Origin of the sequence: Leifsonia sp. NPDC014704, from assembly GCF_043083605.1 — a bacterium.
GTDB lineage: Bacteria > Actinomycetota > Actinomycetes > Actinomycetales > Microbacteriaceae > Leifsonia.
Genome location: NZ_JBIBYW010000001.1, coordinates 542,483 through 568,434 on the forward strand (window position 1 = coordinate 542,483; position 25,952 = coordinate 568,434).

General features: G+C 68.8%; 21 protein-coding genes. 16 read left to right on the top strand and 5 right to left on the bottom strand.

Features of this window, described 5'->3' with window-relative positions:
* The first annotated feature begins 8 nt into the window (after nucleotides 1–8).
* The 5 genes from ACF1AJ_RS02660 (at nucleotide 9) to ACF1AJ_RS02680 (ending at nucleotide 9,050) form a co-directional block, all read left to right on the top strand.
* Entirely contained in the window at nucleotides 9–2,384 is a 2,376-nt protein-coding gene (locus ACF1AJ_RS02660) for a cation-translocating P-type ATPase (protein ID WP_391506011.1), read from the top strand.
* 139 nt (nucleotides 2,385–2,523) lie between these two features.
* Entirely contained in the window at nucleotides 2,524–5,352 is a 2,829-nt protein-coding gene (gene acnA / locus ACF1AJ_RS02665; protein WP_391506012.1) for an aconitate hydratase AcnA, read from the top strand.
* Between the two features lie 195 nt (nucleotides 5,353–5,547).
* Nucleotides 5,548–7,506: a 1-deoxy-D-xylulose-5-phosphate synthase gene (dxs, locus tag ACF1AJ_RS02670; RefSeq protein WP_391506013.1), complete on the top strand. Its 1,959-nt coding sequence runs from the start codon at nucleotides 5,548–5,550 to the stop codon at nucleotides 7,504–7,506.
* Nucleotides 7,507–7,671: 165 nt separating this feature from the next.
* Nucleotides 7,672–8,073, top strand: coding sequence for a MerR family transcriptional regulator (locus ACF1AJ_RS02675; protein WP_018191282.1), 402 nt, complete (start codon nucleotides 7,672–7,674; stop codon nucleotides 8,071–8,073).
* Nucleotides 8,070–9,050 (top strand): aldo/keto reductase, encoded by a 981-nt coding sequence (locus ACF1AJ_RS02680; RefSeq protein ID WP_391506014.1) that lies wholly within the window; start codon nucleotides 8,070–8,072, stop codon nucleotides 9,048–9,050. Before ACF1AJ_RS02675 ends, ACF1AJ_RS02680 begins: the two co-directional genes overlap by 4 nt.
* A gap of 91 nt (nucleotides 9,051–9,141) precedes the next feature.
* Here the strand turns inward: ACF1AJ_RS02680 and ACF1AJ_RS02685 are convergent, their stop codons facing one another.
* The 4 genes from ACF1AJ_RS02685 to ACF1AJ_RS02700 all read right to left on the bottom strand — a co-directional run bounded on the left by ACF1AJ_RS02685 (nucleotide 9,142) and on the right by ACF1AJ_RS02700 (nucleotide 14,370).
* Complete coding sequence (locus ACF1AJ_RS02685; protein WP_391506015.1) at nucleotides 9,142–11,280, bottom strand: 3-hydroxyacyl-CoA dehydrogenase NAD-binding domain-containing protein; 2,139 nt, start codon at nucleotides 11,278–11,280, stop codon at nucleotides 9,142–9,144.
* A 7-nt stretch (nucleotides 11,281–11,287) separates the two neighbouring features.
* Nucleotides 11,288–12,496, bottom strand: a complete 1,209-nt coding sequence (locus tag ACF1AJ_RS02690) for a thiolase family protein (RefSeq protein ID WP_391506016.1) — start codon at nucleotides 12,494–12,496, stop codon at nucleotides 11,288–11,290.
* Between the two features lie 73 nt (nucleotides 12,497–12,569).
* Nucleotides 12,570–13,766 carry an HRDC domain-containing protein gene (locus ACF1AJ_RS02695; RefSeq protein ID WP_391506017.1) on the bottom strand — a complete coding sequence of 399 codons (1,197 nt, stop codon included), beginning with the start codon at nucleotides 13,764–13,766 and terminating at the stop codon, nucleotides 12,570–12,572.
* The gene (locus ACF1AJ_RS02700; RefSeq protein ID WP_020077430.1) at nucleotides 13,759–14,370 is read right to left on the bottom strand and encodes a DUF3000 domain-containing protein; all 612 of its coding nucleotides are present in this window, start codon (nucleotides 14,368–14,370) and stop codon (nucleotides 13,759–13,761) included. The genes ACF1AJ_RS02695 and ACF1AJ_RS02700 overlap by 8 nt, the downstream gene beginning before the upstream one ends.
* A gap of 100 nt (nucleotides 14,371–14,470) precedes the next feature.
* Between ACF1AJ_RS02700 and ACF1AJ_RS02705 the strand changes: the two genes are divergently transcribed.
* On the top strand, nucleotides 14,471–15,697 hold the full coding sequence (locus tag ACF1AJ_RS02705; RefSeq protein ID WP_391506018.1) for an alpha/beta hydrolase family protein: 1,227 nt from the start codon (nucleotides 14,471–14,473) through the stop codon (nucleotides 15,695–15,697).
* Here the strand turns inward: ACF1AJ_RS02705 and zapE are convergent.
* Nucleotides 15,694–16,746 (bottom strand): cell division protein ZapE, encoded by a 1,053-nt coding sequence (gene zapE, locus ACF1AJ_RS02710; protein ID WP_391506019.1) that lies wholly within the window; start codon nucleotides 16,744–16,746, stop codon nucleotides 15,694–15,696. The genes ACF1AJ_RS02705 and zapE overlap by 4 nt on opposite strands.
* A 138-nt stretch (nucleotides 16,747–16,884) precedes the next feature.
* Between zapE and ACF1AJ_RS02715 the strand changes: the two genes are divergently transcribed.
* From ACF1AJ_RS02715 to ACF1AJ_RS02760, 10 genes are all read left to right on the top strand, one after another.
* A complete protein-coding gene (locus ACF1AJ_RS02715; RefSeq protein WP_391506020.1) occupies nucleotides 16,885–17,784 on the top strand; it encodes a sulfurtransferase in 900 nt (299 codons plus the stop codon).
* Between the two features lie 34 nt (nucleotides 17,785–17,818).
* Entirely contained in the window at nucleotides 17,819–18,253 is a 435-nt protein-coding gene (locus ACF1AJ_RS02720) for a SufE family protein (RefSeq protein WP_391506021.1), read from the top strand.
* Between the two features lie 229 nt (nucleotides 18,254–18,482).
* Complete coding sequence (locus tag ACF1AJ_RS02725) at nucleotides 18,483–18,710, top strand: hypothetical protein (protein WP_391506022.1); 228 nt, start codon at nucleotides 18,483–18,485, stop codon at nucleotides 18,708–18,710.
* Between the two features lie 58 nt (nucleotides 18,711–18,768).
* The gene (locus ACF1AJ_RS02730) at nucleotides 18,769–20,646 is read left to right on the top strand and encodes an alpha/beta hydrolase (RefSeq protein WP_391506023.1); all 1,878 of its coding nucleotides are present in this window, start codon (nucleotides 18,769–18,771) and stop codon (nucleotides 20,644–20,646) included.
* An 86-nt stretch (nucleotides 20,647–20,732) separates the two neighbouring features.
* Nucleotides 20,733–21,338 carry a hypothetical protein gene (locus ACF1AJ_RS02735; protein ID WP_391506024.1) on the top strand — a complete coding sequence of 202 codons (606 nt, stop codon included), beginning with the start codon at nucleotides 20,733–20,735 and terminating at the stop codon, nucleotides 21,336–21,338.
* 109 nt (nucleotides 21,339–21,447) lie between these two features.
* The gene (locus tag ACF1AJ_RS02740) at nucleotides 21,448–22,032 is read left to right on the top strand and encodes a hypothetical protein (RefSeq protein WP_391506025.1); all 585 of its coding nucleotides are present in this window, start codon (nucleotides 21,448–21,450) and stop codon (nucleotides 22,030–22,032) included.
* Between the two features lie 56 nt (nucleotides 22,033–22,088).
* Nucleotides 22,089–22,658 carry a hypothetical protein gene (locus tag ACF1AJ_RS02745; protein ID WP_391506026.1) on the top strand — a complete coding sequence of 190 codons (570 nt, stop codon included), beginning with the start codon at nucleotides 22,089–22,091 and terminating at the stop codon, nucleotides 22,656–22,658.
* Nucleotides 22,659–22,908: 250 nt separating this feature from the next.
* Nucleotides 22,909–24,183, top strand: a complete 1,275-nt coding sequence (locus ACF1AJ_RS02750; RefSeq protein WP_391506027.1) for an ammonium transporter — start codon at nucleotides 22,909–22,911, stop codon at nucleotides 24,181–24,183.
* Nucleotides 24,184–24,283: 100 nt separating this feature from the next.
* Entirely contained in the window at nucleotides 24,284–25,528 is a 1,245-nt protein-coding gene (locus ACF1AJ_RS02755; RefSeq protein WP_391506028.1) for an ammonium transporter, read from the top strand.
* Entirely contained in the window at nucleotides 25,452–25,925 is a 474-nt protein-coding gene (locus ACF1AJ_RS02760) for a type II toxin-antitoxin system PemK/MazF family toxin (protein ID WP_391507423.1), read from the top strand. Before ACF1AJ_RS02755 ends, ACF1AJ_RS02760 begins: the two co-directional genes overlap by 77 nt.
* Nucleotides 25,926–25,952: the final 27 nt, after the last annotated feature.

Genomic DNA, 25,952 nt, shown 5'->3' on the forward strand with positions numbered 1-25,952 from the left:
GGGGACGGATGCTGGACGCGGGGACGCAGACCGGGCTGACGGCCGCCCAGGTGGCGGAGCGGGTCGCGGCGGGTCGCGCGAACACGCAGACGCAGCCGAGCTCGCGGTCGCTGGGCGACATCCTGCGCGAGAACATCTTCACGCTGTTCAACGGCATCCTCACCGCCTGCTTCATCGCCGTGCTGCTGCTCGGCGACCTGCGTGACGGGTTCTTCTTCGGCATCGTCGTCGTCAACGCGCTGATCGGCATCGTGCAGGAGTACCGCGCCAAGCGCGTGCTCGACCGTGCGGCGCTGCTGGCCGCACCGCACAGCCGCGTGCGCCGCGACGGAGAGGTCGCCACGGTCGCCCTGGAGGACGTCGTGATCGACGACCTGCTCGTGCTGCGCCCGGGCGATCAGATCCCCGCCGACGCCGTGGTGGTCGAGAGCACGGGGCTGTCGCTGGACGAGTCGATGCTGACGGGGGAGTCGGACCCCGTGTTCAAGGATGCCGAGGCGCCACTCCTCTCGGGCTCGCACGTCGTCACGGGCACCGGGCTCGCGCTCGTGACGGCGGTCGGGGCCGACTCGTACGCCAGCCGGCTGACCAGCGAGATCCGCAAGCACTCGCTGGTGCGGTCGGAACTCCGCGAGGCGACCAACCGCATTCTGGTGTACCTGTCGTGGATCCTCGGACCGCTCATCGTCGTGACGCTGATCGGGCGCGTGCTCACCTACGGCGGCTTCTCGGAGATCTTCGTCGACGACCGCTGGCGGCGCGCGCTGCTCGACGCCGTCGCCGCGGTCGTCGGCATGATCCCGGAGGGGCTCGTGCTGCTGACGAGCCTCGCGTTCGGCGTCGCCGCCATCCAGCTCGCCACCAAGAAGGTGCTGGTGCAGGAGCTCGCCGCCGTCGAGGTGCTCGCCCGCGTGGATGTGCTGTGCCTCGACAAGACCGGCACGCTCACCACCGGCGAGCTCTCCCTGCACGGCACGGAGGTCATCGGCCACGCGGCCGTCGTGGAGCTGGCAGAGACGGCGCTCGCCGCTTTCGGATCGGACGAGGCGGGCAACGCGACGTCCGGGCTGCTCGGATCGCGGTTCCGCAGCGACCGGTTCCGGGTGACCCGACGCATCCCGTTCAGTTCGGCGACGAAGTACAGTGCGGTGGCGATGACGGTCGACGGCGCCGAGAGCGCGTGGGTGCTCGGTGCGCCGGAACGCGTGCTGGAGCAGCACCCGGAGGCACTGGCCCGCGCGACGGAGCTGGCGGCCACCGGGCTGCGGACGCTGGCGCTGGCGCGGGCGGTCGACCCGCTGCCCGCGGACGTCCACCGGCCGCTGACCGGGACGCGCGTCGAGCCCGCGCTGCTCGTGCTCCTCGCCGAGACCTTGCGGCCGGAGGCGCGCGACGCCCTCGGCTACTTCCGCGAGCAGGCGGTGCGTGTCGTGGTGATGTCGGGGGACAATCCGGTCACCGTCGCGGCCATCGCGCGCGAGCTCCAGCTGGAGGGCGCGGCCGTGGACGCGTCCACCCTGACGACCGACGAGGCGCTCGCCGAGGCGCTGGAGACCGCGAGCGTGCTCGGTCGCGTCAGCCCCGACCAGAAGCGCACGGCGGTGCGGCTGCTCAAGGAGCGGGGCCGCACGGTCGCCATGACCGGCGACGGCGTGAACGACGCGATGGCCGTGAAGGATGCCGACCTCGGCATCGCGATGGGCACCGGCACGGCCGCGACGAAGGCCGTCTCGCGGGTCGTGCTGCTCGACGACCGCTTCGACCGGCTGCCCGATGTGCTCGCCTCCGGACGGCGCGTGATCGCCAACGTGGAGCGGGTGTCGAACATCTTCCTCGCGAAGACGACCTACGGCATCCTGCTGGCCCTCGTCAGCGCCGTCGTGCTCTGGCCGTTCCCGTTCCTCCCGCGGCAGCTGACGCTGGTCTCGACGCTCGCCATCGGCATCCCGTCCTTCTTCCTCGCGCTCGCGCCCAACAAGCGCATCTACACACCCGGCGTGCTCGGCCGGGTGCTGAAGTACTCCGTGCCGACCGGCCTCATCGCCGGGGTGACGGCGATCGTCGCCTACGCGCCGCTCTACGGCAGCATCCCGCTGCACGAGGCCCGCAGCGTGACCACCGTCGCCCTGTTCTGCGTGTCGCTGTGGATCCTGTGCGTGCTCACGCGGCCACTGACCGGGATGCGGTGGCTGCTCCTCGCCGCGGTCGCCGCCGCCTTCGCGCTGGTGTGCCTCATCCCGTTCACCGCATCCTTCTTCGAGATGCACCTGCACGCGGACGGGGCGCTCGCGTGGGGCATCGCGGTCGGGGCTGTAGGCGCTGCGGGCGTCGAGCTCTTCTACCGCTTCGCGAAGCGTCGCTCGCTGGTCTTCGACCGGCTCTGAGCGTGCTAGATTTATCTCGACGTCAAGATACTTTCCGGTTCGGCGATTTAGGGTTACCTTGCTGGAAAGGCGCTTCGACGGACGAGGAAGATGGACGAGGCGTGCGTGGACATCGCCTGCCGATGAAGGAGAGGGCATTGTGACTGCAACCGAGAACGCAGGACACGGCAGCTTCGGTGCGAAGCGGACACTGACGGTCGGGTCGAGGGACTACACGATCTTCGGGATCGACACGGTCGAGGGGTACGAGCGGCTCCCGTTCAGCCTCAAGGTCCTGCTCGAGAACCTGCTCCGCACGGAGGACGGCGCGAACATCACCGCCGACCACATCCGCGCTCTGGGTGGCTGGGATCCGGCCGCCGAGCCGGACACCGAGATCCAGTACACGCCGGCCCGTGTCATCATGCAGGACTTCACCGGCGTCCCCTGCATCGTCGACCTCGCCACCATGCGCGAGGCGGTCTCCGCCCTCGGCGGCGACCCGAAGAAGATCAACCCGCTCGCCCCGGCCGAGATGGTGATCGACCACTCCGTCATCGCCGACCTGTTCGGCACGGAGAACGCGCTGGAGCGGAACACCGACCTCGAGTACGAGCGCAACGGCGAGCGGTACCAGTTCCTCCGCTGGGGCCAGACCGCCTTCGACGACTTCAAGGTCGTCCCGCCGGGAACCGGCATCGTCCACCAGGTCAACATCGAGTACCTGGCGCGCGTCACCATGACCCGCGAGGTGAACGGCGAGCTGCTCGCCTACCCGGACACCTGCGTCGGCACCGACTCGCACACCACGATGGTCAACGGCCTCGGCGTGCTCGGGTGGGGCGTCGGCGGCATCGAGGCGGAGGCGGCCATGCTCGGCCAGCCCGTCTCCATGCTCATCCCCAAGGTCGTCGGCTTCAAGCTGACCGGCGCCATCCCGACCGGTGTCACCGCGACCGACGTCGTGCTGACCATCACGCAGATGCTGCGCAAGCACGGCGTCGTCGGCAAGTTCGTCGAGTTCTACGGTGCGGGTGTCGCCGAGGTCCCACTCGCGAACCGCGCCACCATCGGCAACATGAGCCCCGAGTTCGGCTCGACCGCCGCCATGTTCCCGATCGACGACGTCACCCTCGACTACCTGCGCCTCACCGGCCGCAGCGAGGAGCAGGTCCAGCTGGTCGAGGAGTACTCCAAGGCGCAGAGCCTGTGGCACGACCCCTCGGTGGAGCCCGTCTTCAGCGAGTACCTCGAGCTCGACCTGTCGACGGTCGTCCCGTCGATCGCCGGCCCGAAGCGCCCGCAGGACCGCATCGAGCTGAGCCACGCGAAGGACCAGTTCGAGAAGGACCTCGTCGACTACGCCGATGTCTCCCACGACCTGGTCGACCTGACCATCTCCGAGTCCTTCCCGGCGTCCGACCCGGGTGAGCTCCAGCCGGAGGATGCGCGCAGCACCCACCAGCACAGCCACCACAGCCACGCGCCGAAGGCGGCATCCAACCCGGTCCCGGTGCGTCTGTCGGAGAACGGCGAGGACTTCGTCCTCGACCACGGCGCCGTCGCCATCGCGGCGATCACGTCGTGCACCAACACGTCCAACCCGTCGGTCATGCTCGCCGCGGGCCTCCTCGCCCGCAACGCGGCGAAGAAGGGCCTCAAGGCGAAGCCGTGGGTCAAGACGACCCTCGCGCCGGGCTCCAAGGTCGTCACCGACTACTACGAGAAGGCCGGCCTCACGCAGGATCTCGAGGCCCTCGGCTTCTACACGGTCGGCTACGGCTGCACCACCTGCATCGGCAACTCGGGCCCGCTGCCCGAGGAGATCTCGCAGGCCGTCAACGACAACGACCTCGCCGTCACAGCAGTGCTCTCGGGCAACCGCAACTTCGAGGGCCGGATCAACCCGGACGTCAAGATGAACTACCTGGCGAGCCCGCCGCTGGTCATCGCGTACGCCCTCGCCGGCTCGATGAACTTCGACTTCGAGGTCGACCCGCTGGGCACCGACACCGAGGGCAACGACGTCTTCCTCAAGGACATCTGGCCCGACGCGGCCGAGGTGCAGCAGACCATCGACTCGTCGATCAACGAGGGGATGTTCGTGCACCAGTACGCGTCCGTCTTCGAGGGCGACGAGCGCTGGAAGTCGCTGCCGACCCCGACCGGCTCGGTCTTCGAGTGGGACGAGAAGTCGACCTACGTGCGGAAGCCCCCGTACTTCGAGGGCATGACGCTGGACACGACCCCGGTCACCGACATCGTCGGCGCCCGCGTGCTCGCCAAGCTCGGCGACTCGGTCACCACCGACCACATCTCGCCCGCCGGCTCCATCAAGGCGGACAGCCCGGCCGGCCAGTACCTGACCGAGCACGGCATCGACCGCAAGGACTTCAACTCCTACGGCTCGCGCCGCGGCAACCACGAGGTGATGATCCGCGGGACGTTCGCGAACATCCGCCTGAAGAACCAGCTGCTGGACGGCGTCGAGGGCGGCTACACCCGCGACTTCACCCAGGAGGGCGCCCCGCAGTCGTTCATCTACGACGCGTCGCAGAACTACCAGGCGCAGGGCACCCCGCTCGTCATCCTCGGCGGCAAGGAGTACGGCTCCGGCTCGTCGCGCGACTGGGCGGCGAAGGGCACGAGCCTCCTCGGCGTCCGCGCGGTGATCACCGAGAGCTTCGAGCGCATCCACCGCTCGAACCTCATCGGCATGGGCGTCGTGCCACTGCAGTTCCCGGCCGGCGAGTCCGCTGACTCGCTGGGCCTCGACGGCACCGAGGTGTTCTCGATCACCGGCCTCGAGGCGCTCAACGAGGGCACCACGCCCAAGACGGTGCACGTGGTCGCCGAGCCGAGCGAGAACTCGACCGCGGGCAAGCAGACCGTCGAGTTCGACGCGGTCGTCCGCATCGACACCCCTGGTGAGGCGGACTACTACCGCAACGGCGGCATCCTGCAGTACGTGCTGCGGAGCCTCGTCTAAGCACGCTGCGCGCTGAAACGGAGGTGTCGGCGGCCAGAACGGCCGTCGACGCCTCCGTTTGCCGCGTCTACGGGCGTGTCGCGTCCGGATCTCCTCCGTTCCGATCGGGCACGGATGCACGACATGTTGTCAAGGGGACCGTCGAACGGCGGCTTCCGAGCCTCTCTTCACGATGGCGCGCCTAGACTCGAATCCATGGGAATCCTCGAGACCATCCACGGTCCCCGCGACCTCGACCGGCTGACCGAGCGGGAGCTCGTCCAGCTCGCCGCCGAGGTGCGCGCGTTCCTGGTGGCCAACGTGGCGAAGACCGGCGGGCACCTCGGACCGAACCTGGGCGTCGTCGAGACGACCATCGCCATCCACCGCGTCTTCGACTCCCCGCGTGACGCCGTCGTGTTCGACACCGGACACCAGTCGTACGTGCACAAGCTGCTCACCGGCCGTCAGGACTTCTCGAAGCTGCGGCAGCGCGGCGGGATGGCGGGCTACCCGCAGCGGTCGGAGTCCGAGCACGACATCGTCGAGAGCTCGCACGCCTCCTCGTCGCTCTCGTGGGCGGACGGCATCTCGCGTGCGTTCGAGCTGACCGGCCAGCAGGACCGGCACGTCGTGGCCGTCGTCGGCGACGGTGCGCTCACCGGCGGGATGACGTGGGAGGCGCTCAACAACATCTCCGACGACAACAACCGCAAGCTGATCATCGTCGTCAACGACAACGGCCGGTCCTACGCCCCGACGATCGGCGGCATGGCGCGGTTCCTCAACACCGTGCGGACGCGGAAGAGCTACCGCAACCTGTACCTCACCTCGCGTAAGGCGTTCGACAAGCTCGGCACGCCCGGGCGCTCGTTCTACCGCGGCGTGCGCGGCGGTCTCCACGGGTTCCTGAGCCGCTTCTCGAACAACGAGGCGCTGTACTCGAACCTCGACATCAAGTACATCGGCCCCGTCCACGGCCATGACATCGAGGCGATGGAGGAGGCGCTGCGCCAGGCGAAGAACTACGGCGCGCCCGTCATCGTCCACGCCATCACGCAGAAGGGCCGCGGGTACGAGCCGGCGCTGCGCGACGCGGCCGACCAGTTCCACTCCGTCGGCCAGATCGACCCGGAGACCGGCGAGCCGATGGAGGGGTCGAGCAAGCCGTCCTGGACCGGCGTGTTCGCCGACGAGATCGTCCGCCTGGCCGAGAAGGACCCGAAGATCGTCGGCATCACCGCGGCGATGCTGCGCCCTACCGGGCTGCACACGTTCGCCGAGCGGTTCCCCGAGCGCGTCCACGACGTCGGAATCGCGGAGCAGCACGCGGCGACCAGCGCCGCCGGCCTCGCGTTCGGCGGGCTGCATCCCGTCGTCGCGATCTACGCCACGTTCATGAACCGGGCGTTCGACCAGGTGCTGATGGATGTGGGGCTCCACAAGGCGGGCGTCACCTTCGTGCTCGACCGGGCCGGCGTGACCGGTCCGGACGGGCCGAGCCACCACGGGATCTGGGACCTCGCGATCCTGCAGGTCGTCCCGAACATCCGACTGGCCGCTCCGCGCGACGGCACGCGGTTCCGGGAGGAACTGGGGGAGGCCGTGGCCGTGGATGACGCCCCGACCGTCCTGCGCTTCCCGAAGGGCTCCGTGCAGCCCGACATCGAGGCGCTCCGCCGGCTCGACGACGGCGTGGACGTGCTGCGCGAGGGCGACCGGAAGGACGTCCTGCTGGTCACCGTCGGTCCGATGGCCGACCTCGGGCTGAAAGTCGCCGACCGCCTGGCTGCGCAGGGGATCGGCGCGACCGTGGTAGACCCGCGCTGGGTCGTCCCGGTGCCGAAGAGCATCCTCGCCCTCGCGGCGGAGCACCGGATCGTCGTCACGATCGAGGACGGCATCCGTGTCGGCGGCATCGGCACGCGCGTGCGGCAGGACCTCCGCGAGGCGGGCATCGACACGGCCGTGGACGAACTGGGCCTCCCGGACGCCTTCATCGACCACGCGTCGCGCGACCAGATCCTCGAGGACGCCGGGCTCACGCCGCAGAAGATCGCGCGCGACCTGGTCGCCCAGGTGCTCGGCAGCCGCGTCCCGATCGCGCGTCCGCTGCCCGACGACGACACCGCCGGCGACGCTGCTACGGCCCCCGCGAAAAAGCGCCGCGCCTAGCCCGTCCCTGCCGTCCGTCCCGTCCCTGACCCCGCCTCCCGCCCTAAGCGAGAGATTTGCGCCAAATCTCGGTTATAGCCGCCGCATAACCACGATTTGGCGCAAATCTTCGGAGTGGGTGGGATCGGTTGACTTGGAGTGCGCTCAAAGTTCTACTGTGGCGATATGACCGACACACGGACGGCGATGTCGATCTCCGACGTCGCCGAGCGGACCGGGCTCACCACCCACACCCTGCGCTATTACGAGCGCGAGGGACTGATGCTGACCCCGGTCGGGCGCGCATCCTCCACCCATCGGCGCTACACCGAGGCGGACGTCACCTGGGTGACGTTCCTCACGAAACTGCGCTCGACGGCCATGCCGATCGCGACGATGCGCCAGTACGTCGTGCTCGCGCGCGACGGAGACGGCACTCAGGCGGAACGGCTGGAGCTTCTGCTCCTGCACCGGATGGCCGTCGTGCGGCAGCTGGAGGAGATGACGGCGAGCCTGGCGGCCATCGACTACAAGATCGACCTGTACCGGCAGAGCGTCGGCCAGGTCACGGAAGGGAACGACGCATGAAGACGATCGCATTGGGAACCGAGAAGCTGGAGGTCTCGCAGCTGGGCCTCGGCTGCATGGGGATGTCCGCGTTCTACACCGGAGCGGGTGCCGACGAGGCCGGCTCGATCCGCACCATCCACCGGGCGATGGACCTCGGCGTGACGTTCTTCGACACCGCCGAGATGTACGGCCCCTACAAGAACGAGGAGCTGCTCGCGAAGGCGTTCGCCGACGGCCGCCGCGACCGCGTCGTCATCGCCACCAAGTTCGGCACCATCAAGCACCGCCAGAACGACGAGCGCGGGATGGACGGCTCGGCCGAGAACGTGCGGCTGTCGGTCGAGGGCTCCCTGCGCCGGCTGCAGACCGACCACATCGACCTGTACTACCAGCACCGGATGGACCCGGACACGCCCATCGAGGAGACCGTCGGGGCGTTGAAGGAGCTGATCGAGCAGGGCAAGATCCGCCACTACGGGCTATCGGAAGCAGCGCCTGCGACGATCCGCCGCGCCAACGCCGTGCACCCGGTGACCGCCATCCAGACGGAGTACTCGCTGTGGACGCGCGACCCGGAGGCCGAGGTGCTGCCGACGGTCCGCGAGCTCGGGATCGGCTTCGTGCCGTATTCGCCGCTCGGTCGCGGGTTCCTCACCGGCACGATCCGGTCGCTCGACCAGCTGTCGGACGACGACTTCCGCCGGTTCAATCCGCGCTTCGAGGGCGACAACCTGGAGGCGAACATCCGGATCGTCGAGCAGGTCGACGAGGTCGCGCGCGAGCTGGGCGCGAAGCCGGGACAGGTCGCACTGGCGTGGCTGCTGGCGAAGGGCGACGACATCGCGCCGATCCCCGGCACCACGAAGGTGGAGAACCTGGAGCAGAACGTGGCCGCCGCCGACCTGCACCTGAGCGACGACCAGATCGCCCGCCTGGATGAAGTGGCCGCCCCCGTGGGCGACCGCTACCCCGACATGTCGACGGTCAACCGCTGACCCATCCCGCTGCCTGGCGCAATACGCTGCCTGACGCGACACGCCGTCCGCCACATCAGGCGGACGGCGTGTTGCGTCAACTCTGCGGTGCTTAGGCGACGCCCTTGACCGGCGGGTGGTGGAACGTGTCCCCGAACACCCGCTCGGAGGCTCCGACGCGATCCAGGTAGGGGGTGATGCCGCCCATCTGGAAGGGGAAGCCGGCGCCGAGAATCATGCACAGGTCGATGTCCTCCGGCGCCTCGACCACGTGGTCGTCGGCGAGCATGCGGTGGATCTCGTCGGCCAGGCCGTCTTCGAGGGTCCGCAGGATCTGCTCCTTCGTCCACGGGTTCGTACCGCCGGAGACGATCTTTGCCGCGCCCTTGTCGAGGCCCTTCACCTTGCCCTTGGCGTCCTTCTCCAGCAGCGTGCCGTACTCGGCCAGCTTGTGGAGGTTCTCCGACCGGTAGAACCGATCGGGGAACGCCGCGTGGTGGGTGTCGAGCACGTGCGCGCCGACCTTGAGGCCGACCAGGTCGAGCAGGGCGGACGGCGCCATCGGCAGGCCGAGCGGCGCGATGGCCTCGTCCACGACATCGAACGGCGTCCCGTCGTCGACCGCGTGCATCGCGTCACCGAGGATCTTCGCGAGGATGCGGTTCACGACGAATCCGGGAGTGTCGGCGGTGATCACCGCGTTCTTCTTGAGGGCGGCCGCCGTCACCATCGCCGTGGACAGCGTGGCCTCATCCGTGAGCGGGGTGTTCACGACCTCGATCAGCGGCATGACCGCGACCGGGGTGAAGAAGTGGAAGCCCACCAGGCGCTCGGGATGCTTCAGCTTGGCGCCGATCTGCTCCACCGACAGGGAGGACGTGTTCGTCGCGAGCACCGCCTCGTCGGAGATGAACTGCTCCACCTGCTCGAACACGTCCTGCTTCACGCCGAGCTCCTCGAACACCGCCTCGATGACCCAGTCGCAGTCGGCGAAGTCGGCCTTGTCGGTGGTGCCGGTGACCAGCGCGCGCAGGCGGTTGGACTCATCGGGGGAGATGCGGCCCTTCTCCTGAAGCTTGCCGATCTCGTCGTGGATGTAGGCGACGCCCTTGTCGACGTGCGCCTGGTCGAGGTCCGTGATGACCACGGGCACCCGGAGGCGGCGGACGAAGAGCAGCGCGAACTGGCTCGCCATGTAGCCGGCGCCGATGACGCCGATCTTGGTCACCTTCTTCGCGAGCTTCTTGTCCGGGGCGCCGGCCGGGCGCTTTGCGCGCTTCTGCACCAGGTTGAACGCGTAGATGCTCGCCTGGAACTGGTCGCCGGCGATGAGCTCCGCGAGCGCGTCGTCCTCGAGGGCGAACCCGGCCTCGCGGTCGTTCGACTTCGCGGCCTTGAGCAGGTCGAGCGCCTTGTACGGGGACTTCGGGACGGTGCCGATGCGCGACTCGAGCATCTTCCGCGCGATGCCGATGGCGGCATCCCACTTCACCATCCGCTCGATCTTGCCCGGCTCGTTCGGGCGCTTGACGACGACCTCGCCGGTGAGCACCTTGTCGGCCCAGCGGAGGGAGTCCTCCAGGAAGTTGGCCGAGTCGAAGATCGCGTCCGCGATGCCGAGGTCGAACACCTCCTGCGGCTTCAGCATCCGGTTCTGCTTGAGCGGGTTCTCGACGACCACCTTGAGGGCGTTCTCGATGCCGATCAGGTTCGGCAGGATGGTCGCGCCGCCCCAGCCGGGGATGAGGCCGAGGAAGACCTCGGGGAGGGCGAAGGCGGCCGCGTTGCGGTCGATGGTGCGGTAGTCGGCGTTGAGGCCGATCTCCACACCGCCGCCCAGCGCAAGGCCGTTCGTGAAAACGAACGACGGGACGCCGAAGGTCGCCTGCTTGCCGAGGACGTAGTGGCCCAGCTGCGGGAGCAGCTTCGCCACCTCCACGCTCGGGATGGCGTCCACGCGGCTGAGGTCGGCTCCGGCGGCGAGGATGAACGGCTTGCCGGTGACGGCGACTGCGTCGATCTCGCCGCGCTTCGCCCGCTCGGTCAGCTCGTCGAAGGTCTTCCCGAGCTCCAGCAGCGTCGCCGGTCCCATGGTGTTGGGGCGGGTGTGGTCGCGGCCGTTGTCGAGGGTGACGAGGGCGAGGATCTTGCCGCTGGGAAGCGGAACATCCCGGACGAACGAGCGGGTGACGACCTCGTCGTCGGTGAGGTCGGCGAGGGGGGAGAAGTCGATCTTGCTGTAGTCGGTCACGTGCGTGTCAGCCCTTCCGTGCGGCGCGCTTGTCGAAGTTCGGGTTCTCCCAGATGACGGTGCCGCCCTGGCCAAGGCCGACGCACATCGCGGTGATGCCGTAGCGCACCTCCGGGTGCTCCTCGAACTGGCGGGCCAGCTGGATCATCAGGCGGACGCCGCTCGCGGCGAGCGGGTGACCGATCGCGATCGCGCCGCCCCACTGGTTGACCCGCGGGTCGTCGTCGTCGATGCCGAAATGGTCGAGGAACGACAGCACCTGGATGGCGAACGCCTCGTTCAGCTCGAACAGGCCGATGTCGTCGATGCTGAGGCCCGCCTTGCGCAGCGCCTTCTCGGTCGACGGGACGGGGCCGAGGCCCATGATCTCCGGCTCGACGCCCGCGAACGCGAAGCTGACCATGCGCATCTTCGGGGTGAGCCCGAGCTCCTTCACCGCGTCGGTGGACGCGAGGAGGGAGGCGGTGGCGCCATCGGTCAGCGGCGACGAGTTGCCCGCGGTGACCCGGCCGTGCGGCCGGAACGGGGTCTTGAGCGTGGCGAGGCCCTCCATCGTGGTCTGGGGACGCATGCCCTCGTCCTGCGTGGCGAGGCCCCAGCCGGACTCGGAGCGGATCGCGACCGGCACGAGGTCCGGCTGGATCTTGCCCGCGTCGTACGCGGCGGCCAGCTTGTGCTGGCTGCGCATGGCGAAGCGGTCCGAGCGCTCCTTGGTGAGCGCCGGGAACCGGTCGTGGATGCGCTCGGCGGTCATGCCCATGTTGAGGGCGTCCTCGGCGACCATCCTCTCGGAGAGGAAGCGCGGGTTCGGGTCGGCCCCGAAGCCCATCGGGTGACGGCCCATGTGCTCCACGCCGCCGGCGATCACCAGGTCGTATGCGCCGAACGCGATGCCGGAGCCGAGGGTGGTGACGCTGGTCATGGCGCCCGCGCACATCCGGTCGATCGCGAATCCGGGGACCGACTTGGGCAGTCCGGCGAGGAGGGCGGCGGTGCGGCCGAGGGTGAGACCCTGGTCGCCCTGCTGCGTCGTCGCGGCGATCGCCACGTCGTCGATCCGGTCCTTGGGCACCTGCGGGTTCCGCTCCAGCAGCCCGATCATCGCCTTCACGACGAGGTCGTCCGCGCGGGTGTTCCAGTACTGCCCTTTTTCGCCGGCCCGTCCGAACGGAGTACGGACTCCGTCGACGAACACGACATCGTTCCTATCGGCCACAGTGCCTCCCAAATCAAGGTCGGAAACGATCCTAGGTACACCGGTGTGCACGAAAAGAATCGTTTGATCCTTCCTACGAAACGGGCTCGGACCCCTCGTCGGCGCTTTGGCTGGCATCTACAAATGCCTGGGCGATCACCTGTGAGGTTGCGGCAACCTGCCACGGTCGTGCACCGTGTGCCGTGAGCGCCTCGCCGACGCTCTCCGGCGTGATCTCGGCGGGCGGAGTCCAGGCGACCCGGCGCAGCGTCTCGGGGGTGAGCAGGTTCTCCAGCGGGATGCTGCGCTCCTCGGAGACGGCCGTCAGAGCGGTCCGCGCGGCCTTGAGCCGGGCGTCGGCGTCCGGATTGCGGTCCGACCACGCGCGCGGCGGAGGCAGTGTGTCGCCGTTGCCGCGCACCACGGGGAGGTCCTCCGTGGTGCGGCCGGCCTCGATGGCCGCCCACCAGCGGTCGATCTCGGTGCGGCTGGCCCGGCCCGTGAACTCGCGCATGGCCGCGAGGGCGCGCTTCGACTCCGGCATCGCCTTGGCGGCGGCGGTCAGCGAGGCGTCCGGCACGAGACGCCCGGGCGCTGTGTCGATCTCGCGGGCGAGCGCATCCCGCGCCTGCCACAGTTCGCGGGCGACGGCGAGGTTGCGGATGCCGCGGATCGAGTGGATGCCCGACAGGCGCCGCCAGGGCTCGTTGCGGACGGGCACGAGGTCGCGGACGAGCTCGTCGGCGAACTCCTGCCGCGCGATGTCCGTCTTCCCCGCCTCGTCGAGGAGCGCGGCGATGGCATCGCGCAGGTCGGGCAGCAGCTGCACGTCGAGGGCGGCGTAGTCGAGCCACGGCTGGGGGAGCGGACGCGTCGACCAGTCGGCCGCGCTGTGCTCCTTCGCCAGGTGGATGCCGAGGAGCTCTTCCACGACCGTCCCCAGCCCGACGCGCGGCATCCCGAGCAGACGTGCGGCGAGCTCCGTATCGAAGACGATCGACGGGTCGAGGCCGACCTCGCGGAGGCAGGTGAGGTCCTGCGTCGCCGCGTGCAGCACCCACTCGTCGTCGTGGATGGCCTCGTTCAGCTCGTCGAAGCGTCCGACGGCCGGAGGGTCGAAGAGGAACGTGCCCGCCTCGCGCCGGAACACCTGGATGAGGTAAGCCCTCTGCGAATACCGGAAGCCGCTCGCACGCTCGGCGTCGACGGCGACCGGGCCGGTCCCTGCGGCGATGCGCTCGACCGCCGCCAGGTAGTCGGCACGGGTCTCGATGACCGTGTACTCAGCCACGCGGCGCCTTCCTGGGCGTGGCCGCCCGGGCGCTGAGCAGGCTCACCCCCTCGCCGGTCGGGGGGAGGCCGGCGAGCATGCAGAGCAGCTCACCCCATCCCTCGACATGGGCGGAGACGTCCGCCTCGAGCGGGCTCCAGGAGGCGCGCAACTCGATCTGGGAGCCGTCGCCCTGGGCGGCGAGCTCGCCGAAACCGGTGGAGATGATCTTGGTGGCCGTGCCGCTCGCGGCGGTGTAGCGCGCGTGGCGCGCATCTAGCGCATCCACCAGCCACGACCAGGCGACGTCGGCGAGGAACGGGTCGAGCCCGATGTCGGTCTCGAGCGGCGCCTGCGCGAAGCAGACGATGCGGAACGGGCCGCCCCACGCCTCCGGCTCATCGGGGTCGTAGAGCAGGATGAAACGGCCGGTGCCGAGATCCGAGTCGCTTCCATGCCGCGCGGGCCGGACGTCGGCCGCGAGCGCGACGGAGTACGGCGCCAGCTGCGCGGGCGCGGGGATCTCCTCGATCACGAGCTCCGGACGCGACACTGCGGTGCGAATGGACTGCAGCGCCGTGGCGAACTCCGCCGGGTGCTGCGGTGGGGATGTCGGTGTCGGCACGCTTCGAACACTAGAAGCCTTTGGTGTCGTGCGGCAGTAAGGCACGCCGCCTGGGGAACTCCTGAGTCCGTGTGCGTGCCGCCGCCGGTACGCTGCCGTTATGGCGGCAGGCGGCTCGGATTCGGCGTGGGGCAAGGCACTCGGAACAGCGGCGTTCGTCGCGGGAGGGCTGGTGGTCGGCACCGCCCTCATCGCCGGATGGGCCACGGCCCGCGTCGCGCGCACCGTGATCACGCCGGTGCGTCGCCGGCCGCAGAACCAGACCATCCGCTCGTTCGACGAGAGCGTCGGAACGGTGACCCTGCGCGAGACGCCGGACGCGACGATGCCCGGCCGCCTCGGCCTCTGGTGGGGCGGCGACACCGGCTACGCCAAGCTCGGCGGCCTCATCGAGCGTGCTGACGGCTCGGTGACGCGCGAGTTGGAGCGCGTGGAGTTCGGCGAGCTTCGTGCGGGACGCTCGCGCATCAGCGGGTACTACTACCTCCAGCCCGGCGAGCTCGGGCTGCCCGTCACCTCCGTCGAGATCTCGACCGAGCTCGGCGAGGCGCCCGCCTGGGTGTTCCCCGCGCCAGAGGGTGCAGGCGACGAGCGCTGGGTCATCCAGGTGCACGGCTGGGGTGCCAGCCGCCAGGAGGGACTGCGCGCCGTGCGGGTGTTCCACGACGCCGGGTTCACCTGCCTGCTCGCCTCCTACCGCAACGACGGGGATGCGCCGGAGAGCGCCGACCGCCGCTACGGTCTGGGCGGGACGGAGTGGCGCGATATCGAGGCCGCGATCGACTACGCGGTGTCGCAGGGCGCGCGATCCGTCGTCCTCATGGGCTGGTCGATGGGTGGCGCCGTGGTGCTCCAGACGATCACCCGGTCGCCGTCGGCGCAGCACGTCGCCGGCATCGTGCTCGAGTCTCCCGTCATCGACTGGATCGACACCCTCGGCTACCAGGGCAACCTCCTGCACCTGCCGGACATGATGACGCGCGCCGCGATGCGTCTCATCGAGTCGGAGTGGAGCGGGCCGATCACCGGTCAGGGCGCGCCGATCGACCTCCGCAGCATGGACTTCGTCGCCCGGGCGTCCGAGCTCAGCCTGCCGATGCTCATCCTGCACAGCGACGACGACGGGTTCGTGCCGTCCACCGGGTCGCGTGCGCTCGCCGAGGCGCGGAGCGACATCGTCACCCTCGTGCCGTTCGACGTCGCGCTCCACACCAAGCTGTGGAACTACGACGAGGCCAAGTGGACGGGCGCCATCGCCGAGTGGCTGGGCGCGAACATCCCCGCTGAGGCACCCGCCGTCTCGGCCGCGGCATCCGGCGGCGACTAGTCGTGCGGCGGTAGCTCGCCCGCGGTGAGGGCGATCATGCGCGACGTCGAGCGCAGGTACTTCTTGCGGTAGCCGCCGCCGAGCATCTCGTCGTCGAAGACGTCGCTGAGCGGAACTCCGGACTGCACGATCGGGATCTCGGCGTCGTACACGCGGTCGATGAAGGCGACCAGGCGCAGGGCGGCCATCTGGTCGTGCAGCACTTCCACATCCCGGAGGCCGATCACATCCACGCCGTCGATGATCTTGATGTAGCGCGAGGGGTGGACGGTCGCGAGGTGCGCGATGAGGTCCTGGAAGCGGTCGCTCGTCACGGTCTCGCCGCGGCCGGCCAGCGCGGTCACGACGCGCTCGTACTCGCTCGCATCCACCGTGATGGCGCTGCCGGTGGTGTCGCGGCGGCGGTAGTCGAGGCCGTCGATGCGGACGGTCTGGAAGTTCGACGACAGCGACTGGATCTCGCGCAGGAAGTCGCTCGCCGCGAACCGGCCCTCGCCGAGCGCGTTCGGCGGGGTGTTGCTCGTGGCGGCGATGCGGGTGCCGGAGGCGACCAGCTCGCCGAGCATCCGGGTCATCATCATCGTGTCGCCCGGGTCGTCGAGCTCGAACTCGTCGATGCAGATCAGGGTGGACCCGCGCAGCAGGTTGACGGCGCCCGCGTAGCCGAGCGCGCCGACGAGCGCGGTGTACTCGATGAACGTTCCGAAGTACTTGGGGCCCGGAGCCTCGTGCCAGAGCGCCGCGAGGAGGTGCGTCTTGCCGACGCCGAAGCCGCCGTCGAGGTAGACCCCCGGCTTCATCGCCTCCACCTTCTTGCGGCTGCGGCTGAACAGGCCCGCCGGGCGCTGCGGCTCCCACGTCTTCGCGAACAGCTTCAGCGTGGCGACCGCCTCGGACTGCGACGGGTAGTCGTGGTCGGGACGGTACGAGTCGAACGTCGCGTGCTCGAACTGCGACGGCGGCACCAGGCTCTCGGCGATCTCCGCGCCCGTGATCTCGGGCGAGCGGTCGGCGAGACGGGGGAGGGCGCCGGTCTGTTCGAGGGTCATGACGGGTTCTGCACCTTTGTGTCGAAGTCTTACCGCGGCTGTTCCGAGCCGCTTACGCTGGACGTAGATTCCAGCTTGTCGCAGGCTTCCCAGCCTAGTCCTGCGCCACCGACCGATTCCCTGGAGGGCATCACAGACATGACCATCGAGACCGACCCGTCGCCCGAGTTCGCCGGCTACGCGCACCCCGAGCGCCTCGTGAGCACCGACTGGCTCGCCGCGCACCTCGGCGAACCGGGACTCGTCGTGGTGGAGTCGGATGAGGACGTGCTGCTGTACGACACCGGGCACATCCCGGGCTCGGTCAAGATCGACTGGCACACCGACCTCAACGACCCGGTGGTCCGCGACTACGTGAGCCCGGAGCGCTTCGCCGAGCTGCTCGGCTCGAAGGGCATCGCCCGCGACACGACCGTCGTCATCTACGGCGACAAGAACAACTGGTGGGCCGCGTACGCGCTGTGGGTGTTCACGCTGTTCGGACACGAGGACGTGCGCCTCCTCGACGGCGGCCGCGACAAGTGGATCGCCGAGGGCCGCGAGCTCACCCGCGAGGTGCCGCAGCCGACCCCGGCCGAGTACCCCGTGGTCGAGCGCGACGACACCGTCGTTCGTGCCTTCAAGGACGACGTGCTCGCCCACTTCGGGCAGCCTCTGATCGACGTCCGCTCGCCCGAGGAGTACAGCGGGGAGCGCACCGAGATCCCCGGGTACCCGACAGAGGGCGCACTGCGCGCCGGGCACATCCCGTCGGCGAAGTCGGTGCCGTGGGCCCGCGCCGCCGCTCCCGACGCCACCTTCAAGCGTCGGGCGGAGCTCGAGGAGGTCTATCTCGACGGGGCGGGCCTGAAGCCGGGCGACGACGTGATCGCGTACTGCCGCATCGGCGAGCGCTCCAGCCACACCTGGTTCGTGCTCACCCACCTGCTCGGCTTCGAGAACGTGAAGAACTACGACGGCTCCTGGACGGAGTGGGGCTCGGCCGTCCGCGTTCCGATCGTCACCGGCTCCGAGCCCGGGGAGGTGCCGACGCGCTGACCCTGCGCGGCGCAATCGGACGTAGCCTTAAGGGATGACCGAACTGACGGGGACCCTCGCCGAGATCCGCGACGACTTCCAGGCGCTGGAGCAGAACGACCGGCTGCAGCTGCTGCTGGAGTTCTCCGACGAGCTCCCCGAACTGCCCGAACGCTACCGCGACCACCCCGACCTACTGGAGCGCGTCGAGGAGTGCCAGGCGCCGGTCTACATCTTCGTGGAGGTCGACGGCGCCGGAATCGTACACCTGTACGCGACCGCGCCGGCGGAGGCTCCGACGACCCGCGGCTTCGCGTCCATCCTCGTGCAGGGCCTCGCCGGCCTCACCGCCGACGAGGTCCTCGCCGTGCCCGACGACTTCCCGCAGACGCTCGGGCTCACGCAGGCGGTCTCGCCGTTGCGGTTGCGCGGGATGTCCGCGCTGCTCGGCCGCGCCAAGCGGCAGGTGCGCCAGAAGCTCGCCGCCTAGGGGCGTTGCAGCGCCTGCCGAGCACATCGGCGGCATCCTTCGCGCCCTGCGATAGGAACCACTGCTCGGTCGCGCGCTCTATTGCGGCCACGATCGGATTCGCGCTCGACCGGAAATGATACGGTCTGCGAGAAATACCGATTGAAATGTTGGAGCGCAGATGGTCAGGGCTGTCGGGGTCGATACGGCCGAGTTGAGGGCGGGTGCGGCGTCGTTGAAGGGGGCAGTCATGGGCCGTCGCCCGTCGGCGACGGAGGGGAAGGATTTCGGATCGGCCGTCTCGGAGGGAGCCGTCGGACGATTCGAGTCGTACTGGGTTCCGGGTCAGACGGCCGTCGATGACCTGATCGGAACGCTGGCCGGAGCGCTGGAGCAGGCTGCCGCGTCGTACGAGCGACGCGATGCGGATGACGCCCAGAGCCTGACGAGTCGCGGGGGCCAGTTCGTTGGGTTCTAGAGCAGAGGACTGGTCGCCGGTCGGGTACGAAACGGACCCGACGCCAGGTGATCGGGAAATGGTAGAGGCGCTCGGCACCCACCTTCGGAAGTGGTCGGAGCGGTTGGATCGTCAGGCGGAGGTGTCCCGGAACGTGCTGGACACCCGTCTGGGTGCGGCGTCGTGGTCGGGTTTGGCCGCGGACGTGTTCTCGGATCGGTTGCGTTCGTTGACGGCGTCGGCCTCGGACGCGGCGGCACGCCACGCGGAGGGTGTTGAGGCGGCGACCCGGTGGTCGGCGTCGATGGGGCTGGCGCAGAGTTCTGCCGATCGGGCGTTGCGGGACGCGGCGGACGCGTTGGCGGATCTGGAGCTGGCGCAGGAGTCGGTCGCCGCGTTGGGCGCAGAGCATGCCGCCCTCCTGTCCGCGCTGAGTGCGCTGCAGAAGGCGTACGCCTCAACCGAGAAGCCGCCACCGGGCAAGACCGCACCATCGGCGGGGGACGTGTCGGCTGCACGCCGGCGGGAGCAGGAGGCCAGCGGAGACCTGACGACGGCACGGTTCGCGGTCGAGGACGCACAGGAACGCCTGGAGGATGCGAAGCGTCGAGCGCAAGACGCCAAGCGCGAGTACGACGCAGCCGAGAGGGTGTTCGCCGACACCCTGGATGCTGCGTTGCACGACGCACTGACCACCGTCGCGAAGCCGGAGCGGCAGGCGTTCGCGTCGATGGTGGGAAAGCTGTCGAAGATCTCACCGACGGCGAGCGTGAACGCCACGCTCATGGACACGCTGAAAAGCCTGACACCCCAGGAACTGGCCACCCTCGTCGCCGACGACCCACACATCCTGCAGCAGTTCTGGCAGCACCCACCATCCCCGGACCAGGTCGCGAAGTGGTGGTCCGGCCTCGACCCCGAGGCGCAGGGTGCGTTCGAGACGGCCGTGCCTGGTGTCCTGGGCAATCTGGCGGGGTTGCCGTACGCGGTCCGCGGTCGCTGCAACCTGGAGATCTACAAAGCGGCGCGGTCGCACCCGGGCACTCTCACGCCGCAGCAGCGAAAAGTACTGGCCGCCCTCGGAGACGTTCTTGCCGATCCGTCAGCGTCGCTGGTCTGCTTCAACCTGGACGCGTCGGTTCCGATGGTCGCCGTCGGATACGGCGACCTGGACACGGCCGACACCGTGACCTGGGCGGCGCCCGGCATGCTCTCCGACGCCGCCGACGCCACTAAGGATTGGTCGCGGTCCGCAAAGAACCTCTACAACGAGCAACGCAGGCTCGACCCTGGTCGTACACATGGTGTGGTGGGTTGGATGGGCTATGACACTCCGGATCTGCTGACGGTGAACAACCCGGCGGCAGCGCAGGACGGATCCTGGCGATTCGCGGCGGAGCTGGACGGCACCCACGCCACTCGCGCCGCCAAGCCCGCATACGTGTCAGTCCTGGCACATTCGTATGGCACGACGATGGCTGCGGATGCGTTGACCCACACCAAACACCGGATCGACTCCTTCACCATGCTCGGATCTGCCGGAATCGACACCCAGGTGGTGAAATCGTTGTCGGATCTGCATGTGAAACAGTCGGATGGTTCTGCGGCGATCTACACGACTGCGGCGCAGAAGGACTTGCTTGCGCCGTTCGGATCAGTGGCGGGTCGGCGTGCCGAGCCCAACCCGGAGGTAGCCGGTCCGGGTTGGACGATGGGTGGTGCGCAGTCGTTCTCCTCCGAAGGTGCGGTGCTTCCGGACGGGAGCGTGGTGAAACAGACCAGAGGGCATAGCGCGCTAGGGGCGACGCTGGCTGATGACAATCCGAACCCGCTGAACGGGACGGCCCCCGCAGGGTACGGCTACCTCGACCTCAAAACGGAGTCGCTGTACAACGCTGCCTTTACAACGATCGGCCTTCCCGGGAAGGTCGAAGGAGGGTTGCGGCCAACCCGATGAATCACAAAGCGCGCGTGCGTCGCGTCGGAAGAATTTGCGCCACGGCTGCAGTAGTAATTGCGGCGACGGCGTTTCTAGGAGGGTGTATGTCTGTTCCTGCTCTGCGAGATCCCATCCCGCGCAGCCCGAGTGGTCCGGAGAAGACCATCTCACAGCTCCTGACCCAGTGGGCTGAACTGACTAAGGCGGCGATCGCGGCCACCGGGCACACTGACGGGTGGACGGAAGACACACCGTTGGCGAAAAGCAAGCCATGGGACCCGGCGGGAGGAGGCGTGAGCCTGGCACCGTGCGCCACGACTGCCTCGGATGATGCATCCCAGGTCACGGCCGTCGTTTTCCACGCTCCGTTCGAGCATGACCCGCATCCGATTGCGGACAAGCTCACCGCTTATTGGGAGAGCCAGGGGTTTACCGTCACCCGAACCATCGACTCGACCACCGGTACGGACTGGATGGCCGTGGAGATGCGTGCTGAGCGGGCTGATGGGGTCGAGTACGGTCTCACCGCGACGACGGAGATTGTCGCCATCGACGTGTTGACTGAATGTTCGGCGGATCCCTCGATACATGCGTGGGCGGAGGAGCGTGTGCAACAGAGGCTGGACTCCCTTTACCAGACCCCGACTCCTTCTCCATCGCCGTCGCCGTCCGCCGGGGCGGAGGTCGACGACGACGGATGGGTTTGGTAACCGCCTCGTGGCGGGAGTGATCCGCGCCAGGCGGATGCGGGGTGAAGTCGCGAAGAGGTGCGGTGTCGCGGTCGTGATGACCGTGACAGCGTCGCTGACAGGAGGATGTATGTCTGTTCCCGCTCTGCGTGACCCTGTCCCGCACACCCCGAATGGTCCGGAGAAGACCATCACGCAATTGCTGACCCAGTGGGAGGACCTCACCAACGCCGCGATCGCGGCCACCGGGCACACTGAGGGCTGGTTCCGCGGCCCGATCCAAGACAAGAAGCCGTGGGACCCGGCCGCCGAAGACGTGAGCCTGGCACCGTGTGCTACAACAACATCGGACGACGCTTCTCAGGTCTCTGCAATTGCTACCCACGTCGCATTCGAGCATGATCCGCATCCCATCGCGGATAAGCTCACCGCGTACTGGGAGAGCCAAGGCTTCACCGTCACCCGAATCATTGACTGGACCTCTCCCTCGGGCAAGACAAGCGTTGGGCTGCGCGCGGAGCGCTCCGACGGTGTCTCTTACGGTCTCACCGCCACGACGGAGCAGGTAGGAATCGATGTACTGACGGAGTGTTCCGCGGATCCATCGATCCATGAGTGGGCCCGTGAGCGGTCTTTACGTGACCTGAACGCGCCGTCTCCGACTCCGTCCTCCTCCGCCGGGACAGAAGTCGATGACGACGGGTGGGTCTGGTAACGGCCCCGTTGCGGGGTGATCCGCGGCGGGCGGATGCCGTGTGAGGCTGTGAACAAATGCGTGTCGCGGTTTTGGTGACCGCGGTCGTGTCGCTGTTGGGAGTGTGTACGTCAGTTCCTGCTCTGCGTGATCCTGTACCGTACAGCGCGAGCGGTCCGCAGAAGACCATTGCGGAGCTGCTGACTCAGTGGGCCGACCTCACCAGCGCCGCGATCGCCGCCACTGCGCACATCGACGAGTGGACGGACGACACACCGTTGGCAAAGAGCAAGCCGTGGGACCCGGCGGTGGGAAACGTGAGCCTCGCACCATACGCCACTACTGCCTCAGATGATGCGTTTCAGGTCACCGCCGTCGTCTTCCACGCTCCGTTCGAGCATGACCCGCATCCGATCGCGAACAAGCTCACCGCACACGGGGAGAGCCAAGGCTTCACCGTGACCAGAACCATCGACTCGACCACCGGTACGGACTGGATGGCTGTGGAGATGCGTGCCGAGCGGGCTGACGGGGTCGAGTATGGTCTCACCGCGACCACCGAAACCGTGGCCATCGATGTGTTTACGGAGTGTTCGCGGATCCGTCGATCCGCAGCTGGGCGCGCGAGCGGTCGTTGCGTGATCTGAACACGCCATCCCCGCACTGACCCCGACACCCCCGCGCCTCCCGGCCGACTCCGTACGCCGGCCGAGCACATCGGCAGCATCCCGAAACACACTGTTTACACACCGCCGGGATGCGTAACAGTCGCGAAACACGAGCATCCCTCTCACGAAACCTCTCGCATCGAGACTGGCTCCACCCCGAAAGCGCCCCCCACCCGGATCGGGATCGCGTCACCCCGCGGGGCTATGCACAGAGAGGTAGACAATTCGCATGGTGCTCCACACAGCAGCGGACTACGCGGAGGCAGGGACGGTCAACGCCCTCTGGCTCCTTGTCGCCGCAGCCCTCGTCCTGCTGATGACCCCCGGTGTCGCCTTCTTCTACGGCGGCATGGTCCGGGCCAAGAGCGTCATCAGCATGATGATGATGAGCTTCGGCGCGATGGCCCTGGTCGGCGTCCTCTGGGTGCTCTACGGCTACGGTCTCGCCTTCGGCCCCGCCTCGATCCCCGGCGTGCTGGGGACCCCCGACTGGTTCCTGTCGAGCCTGATGGGCAAGGACGGGATCACGCCTGACCTCGGCGGCCTCGCCTTCGCCGGCTTCCAGGCCACCTTCGCCATCATCACCGTCGCGCTGATCTCCGGCGCGATCGCCGACCGCGCCAAGTTCAGCTCCTGGATGGTGTTCGCGGGCATCTGGGTCACGGTCGTCTACTTCCCGGTCGCGTACTGGGTCTTCAACCTGCAGCACGGCTGGATCGCCGCCGGGCTCCACGTGAACGACTTCGCGGGCGGCACCGCCGTCCACATCAACGCCGGTGCTGCGGGTCTCGCCCTCGCCCTGGTGCTCGGCAAGCGCGTCGGCTTCCAGAAGGGCATGAACAAGCCGCACAACGTCCCGCTCACCCTGCTCGGCGCCGCCCTGCTGTGGTTCGGCTGGTTCGGCTTCAACGCCGGGTCGGAGGCCGCGGTCGACGGTGTCGCCGCGCTCGCCTGGGTCAACACCCTCGCCGCTCCGGCCGCTGCGACCATCGGCTGGCTGATCGTCGAGAAGATCAAGGACGGCAAGCCCACGTCCATCGGCGCCGCGTCCGGTGCCGTGGCCGGTCTGGTCGCGATCACCCCGGCCTGTAACATCCTCACGCCCGGCTGGGGGATCGTCCTCGGCCTGGTCGCCGGTGCGGTCTGCGCCCTGGCCATCGACCTGAAGTTCCGCCTCGGCTTCGACGACTCGCTCGACGTGGTCGGCATCCACCTCGTCGGCGGCATCATCGGAACCCTGTGGATCGGCGTCTTCGGCTTCACCCACGTGGACGGCGACGCGAAGAAGCCGTTCTCGAGCCTCCTGTACGGCGGCAGCTTCCAGCAGCTCGGTGTGCAGGCCCTCGGCGCCTTCGCAGTGCTGATCTACTCCTTCGTCCTGGCCTACGCGATCGGCTGGGTCATCCAGAAGACCATGGGCTTCCGGATCAAGAACGAGGACGAGCTCGCCGGTGTCGACACCGTCGTGCACGGCGAGGAGGGCTACTCGCTCGAGACGGTCTGATCGACCGTCACTCGACCGCAAGGGACGGGGCGTCGCCGGAAGGCGGCGCCCCGTCCTGTCGTCGCTAGGGTGAGTGCAGGCATTTCGACCGAGGGAGCCCATGGCACACGCCACGCCGGATCAGGTGGATGCGCTGCTGCTGTTCTTCTGCGGCGCGCTGGTGCTGCTGGCCGCGTTCGGCCTGGCGTTCTTCGCCGGCGGCATGGCCGGCCGCGCCCGGGCGGCCCGGGCGCTGCGGTTCGTGCTGGTCGGCGCGGCCGTCGTCGTGCTGCTCGCCGTTCTGGGCGGGTACGGCATGATCGTCGGCGACCCGCTCATCCCGCATCTCGTCGGCCGTCCGGACGTCGGGCTGGCGTCGATGGCCGGCCCGGACGCGGCCGACGCGTCGCCCTATCCACTCGCCCGCGCCGGATACCTGATGGCCGTTCTGGTGCTCTGCACGGCGATCGTCGGGGTCGCGGTCGCCTCGCGGCTGACCCTGCGGGCGTGGATCGTGTTCACGGTGCTTTGGTTCCCGGTGGTGGTCGTGCCGGTGGCGTACGGCGTCTTCGCCCTCAACGACGGCTGGGCGGTCGCCGGGCTCAAGGTCGTGGACTTCGGCGGGTCCCTGGTGGTGCTCGCCGCGGGTGGGAGTGCTGTCGGCATCCTGCTCGCCTGCGGTCGGGGTGAGCACCTGCCGACGCATGCGAGCCGGCCGTCGCTGGTCGCGATCGGCGGCGCGCTGGTCTGGGTCGGCTGGCTGGGGTTGATCGTCGGCTCGGAGGGCGCCCTCGATGCGTACGCACCACTGATGGCGTTCGGTGGGTTCCTCGCGTCGGCGACCGGAGTCCTGATGTGGATGCTCGTGGATGCTGTGGTGCTGCGCCGTCCGACGCTGACGAGCGCGGCGTGCGGGGCGCTCGCCGGTCTGGTCGCCGCCACCGCGGCCTCCGGCGTTCTCACGCTCGGCTGGGCGATGCTCGTCGGCGCGCTGTCCGCCCTGGCGTGCGCCACGATGGTTGACCTGGCCGCCCGCGCCCGTTTCGGGCCGGCCCTGACGCTGTCCGTCGTGACGATCGTCGGAAGCCTCGTGGGACTTCTCTTCCCCGGCCTGTTCGCGATCGGCGGCGGGATGGTCGACAGCGGCAACTTCGACCTGTTCATCGCCCAGGGGATCGCCGGAATGTCCGTGCTGCTCTACGCGACGACCGTCTCCCTGCTGCTCGCCCTCGCCCTGCGGTTCACGGTCGGGCTCACGCGGGTCCGCTATGGTGCCGTTCGTGGCATCCGTGAGAAGCGTCCTGTCGGCCCTGGGCGCACTGTTCCGTCCGTCGCGAGCGGATCGGACTCCGAGCCGGCCGGCTGAGACCGTCCAGGTCGATCCGTCTCGGCTGGGCCGCATCCGCACGTCGTACAACCCCAGCCTCGACGGCGATGCCGACCCCGGCGAGATCGTATGGACGTGGGTGCCGTACGAGGAGGCGGACGGCCGCGGCAAGGACCGCCCGGTGCTCGTGGTCGCCACCGAGCCGTCCGGTTCCGTGCTCGCGGTCGCGCTGACCAGTCAGGAGCATCCCGGCCGACCGGAGTACCTGCCGATCGGCTCGGGGGAGTGGGATGGACGCCACCGCCCCAGCTTCGTCCGGCTCGACCGGGTGTTCCGGGTGCAGCAGGGCGGCATGCGCCGCGAGGGCGCTGCACTCGACGCGCGCCGGTTCGACACCGTGCGCCGGGCGCTTGCCTCGCGTTACGGCTGGCGGTGAGCCGGTGAGCGGGTCAGTCGTCCGGTA

Excerpts from the sequence above, each read along its gene's own strand:
- ACF1AJ_RS02680 (WP_391506014.1), top strand. The coding sequence starts at position 8,070 with ATGAAGACGATCGCATTGGGAACCGAGAAGCTGGAGGTCTCGCAGCTG.
- ACF1AJ_RS02705 (WP_391506018.1), top strand. The coding sequence starts at position 14,471 with ATGGCGGCAGGCGGCTCGGATTCGGCGTGGGGCAAGGCACTCGGAACA.
- ACF1AJ_RS02720 (WP_391506021.1), top strand. The coding sequence starts at position 17,819 with ATGACCGAACTGACGGGGACCCTCGCCGAGATCCGCGACGACTTCCAG.
- ACF1AJ_RS02675 (WP_018191282.1), top strand. The coding sequence starts at position 7,672 with ATGACCGACACACGGACGGCGATGTCGATCTCCGACGTCGCCGAGCGG.
- ACF1AJ_RS02715 (WP_391506020.1), top strand. The coding sequence starts at position 16,885 with ATGACCATCGAGACCGACCCGTCGCCCGAGTTCGCCGGCTACGCGCAC.
- dxs (WP_391506013.1), top strand. The coding sequence starts at position 5,548 with ATGGGAATCCTCGAGACCATCCACGGTCCCCGCGACCTCGACCGGCTG.
- ACF1AJ_RS02735 (WP_391506024.1), top strand. The coding sequence starts at position 20,733 with ATGTCTGTTCCTGCTCTGCGAGATCCCATCCCGCGCAGCCCGAGTGGT.
- ACF1AJ_RS02750 (WP_391506027.1), top strand. The coding sequence starts at position 22,909 with ATGGTGCTCCACACAGCAGCGGACTACGCGGAGGCAGGGACGGTCAAC.
- ACF1AJ_RS02730 (WP_391506023.1), top strand. The coding sequence starts at position 18,769 with ATGGTAGAGGCGCTCGGCACCCACCTTCGGAAGTGGTCGGAGCGGTTG.
- zapE (WP_391506019.1), bottom strand. The coding sequence starts at position 16,746 with ATGACCCTCGAACAGACCGGCGCCCTCCCCCGTCTCGCCGACCGCTCG.
- ACF1AJ_RS02725 (WP_391506022.1), top strand. The coding sequence starts at position 18,483 with ATGGGCCGTCGCCCGTCGGCGACGGAGGGGAAGGATTTCGGATCGGCC.
- ACF1AJ_RS02755 (WP_391506028.1), top strand. The coding sequence starts at position 24,284 with ATGGCACACGCCACGCCGGATCAGGTGGATGCGCTGCTGCTGTTCTTC.
- ACF1AJ_RS02660 (WP_391506011.1), top strand. The coding sequence starts at position 9 with ATGCTGGACGCGGGGACGCAGACCGGGCTGACGGCCGCCCAGGTGGCG.
- ACF1AJ_RS02745 (WP_391506026.1), top strand. The coding sequence starts at position 22,089 with ATGCGTGTCGCGGTTTTGGTGACCGCGGTCGTGTCGCTGTTGGGAGTG.
- ACF1AJ_RS02740 (WP_391506025.1), top strand. The coding sequence starts at position 21,448 with ATGTCTGTTCCCGCTCTGCGTGACCCTGTCCCGCACACCCCGAATGGT.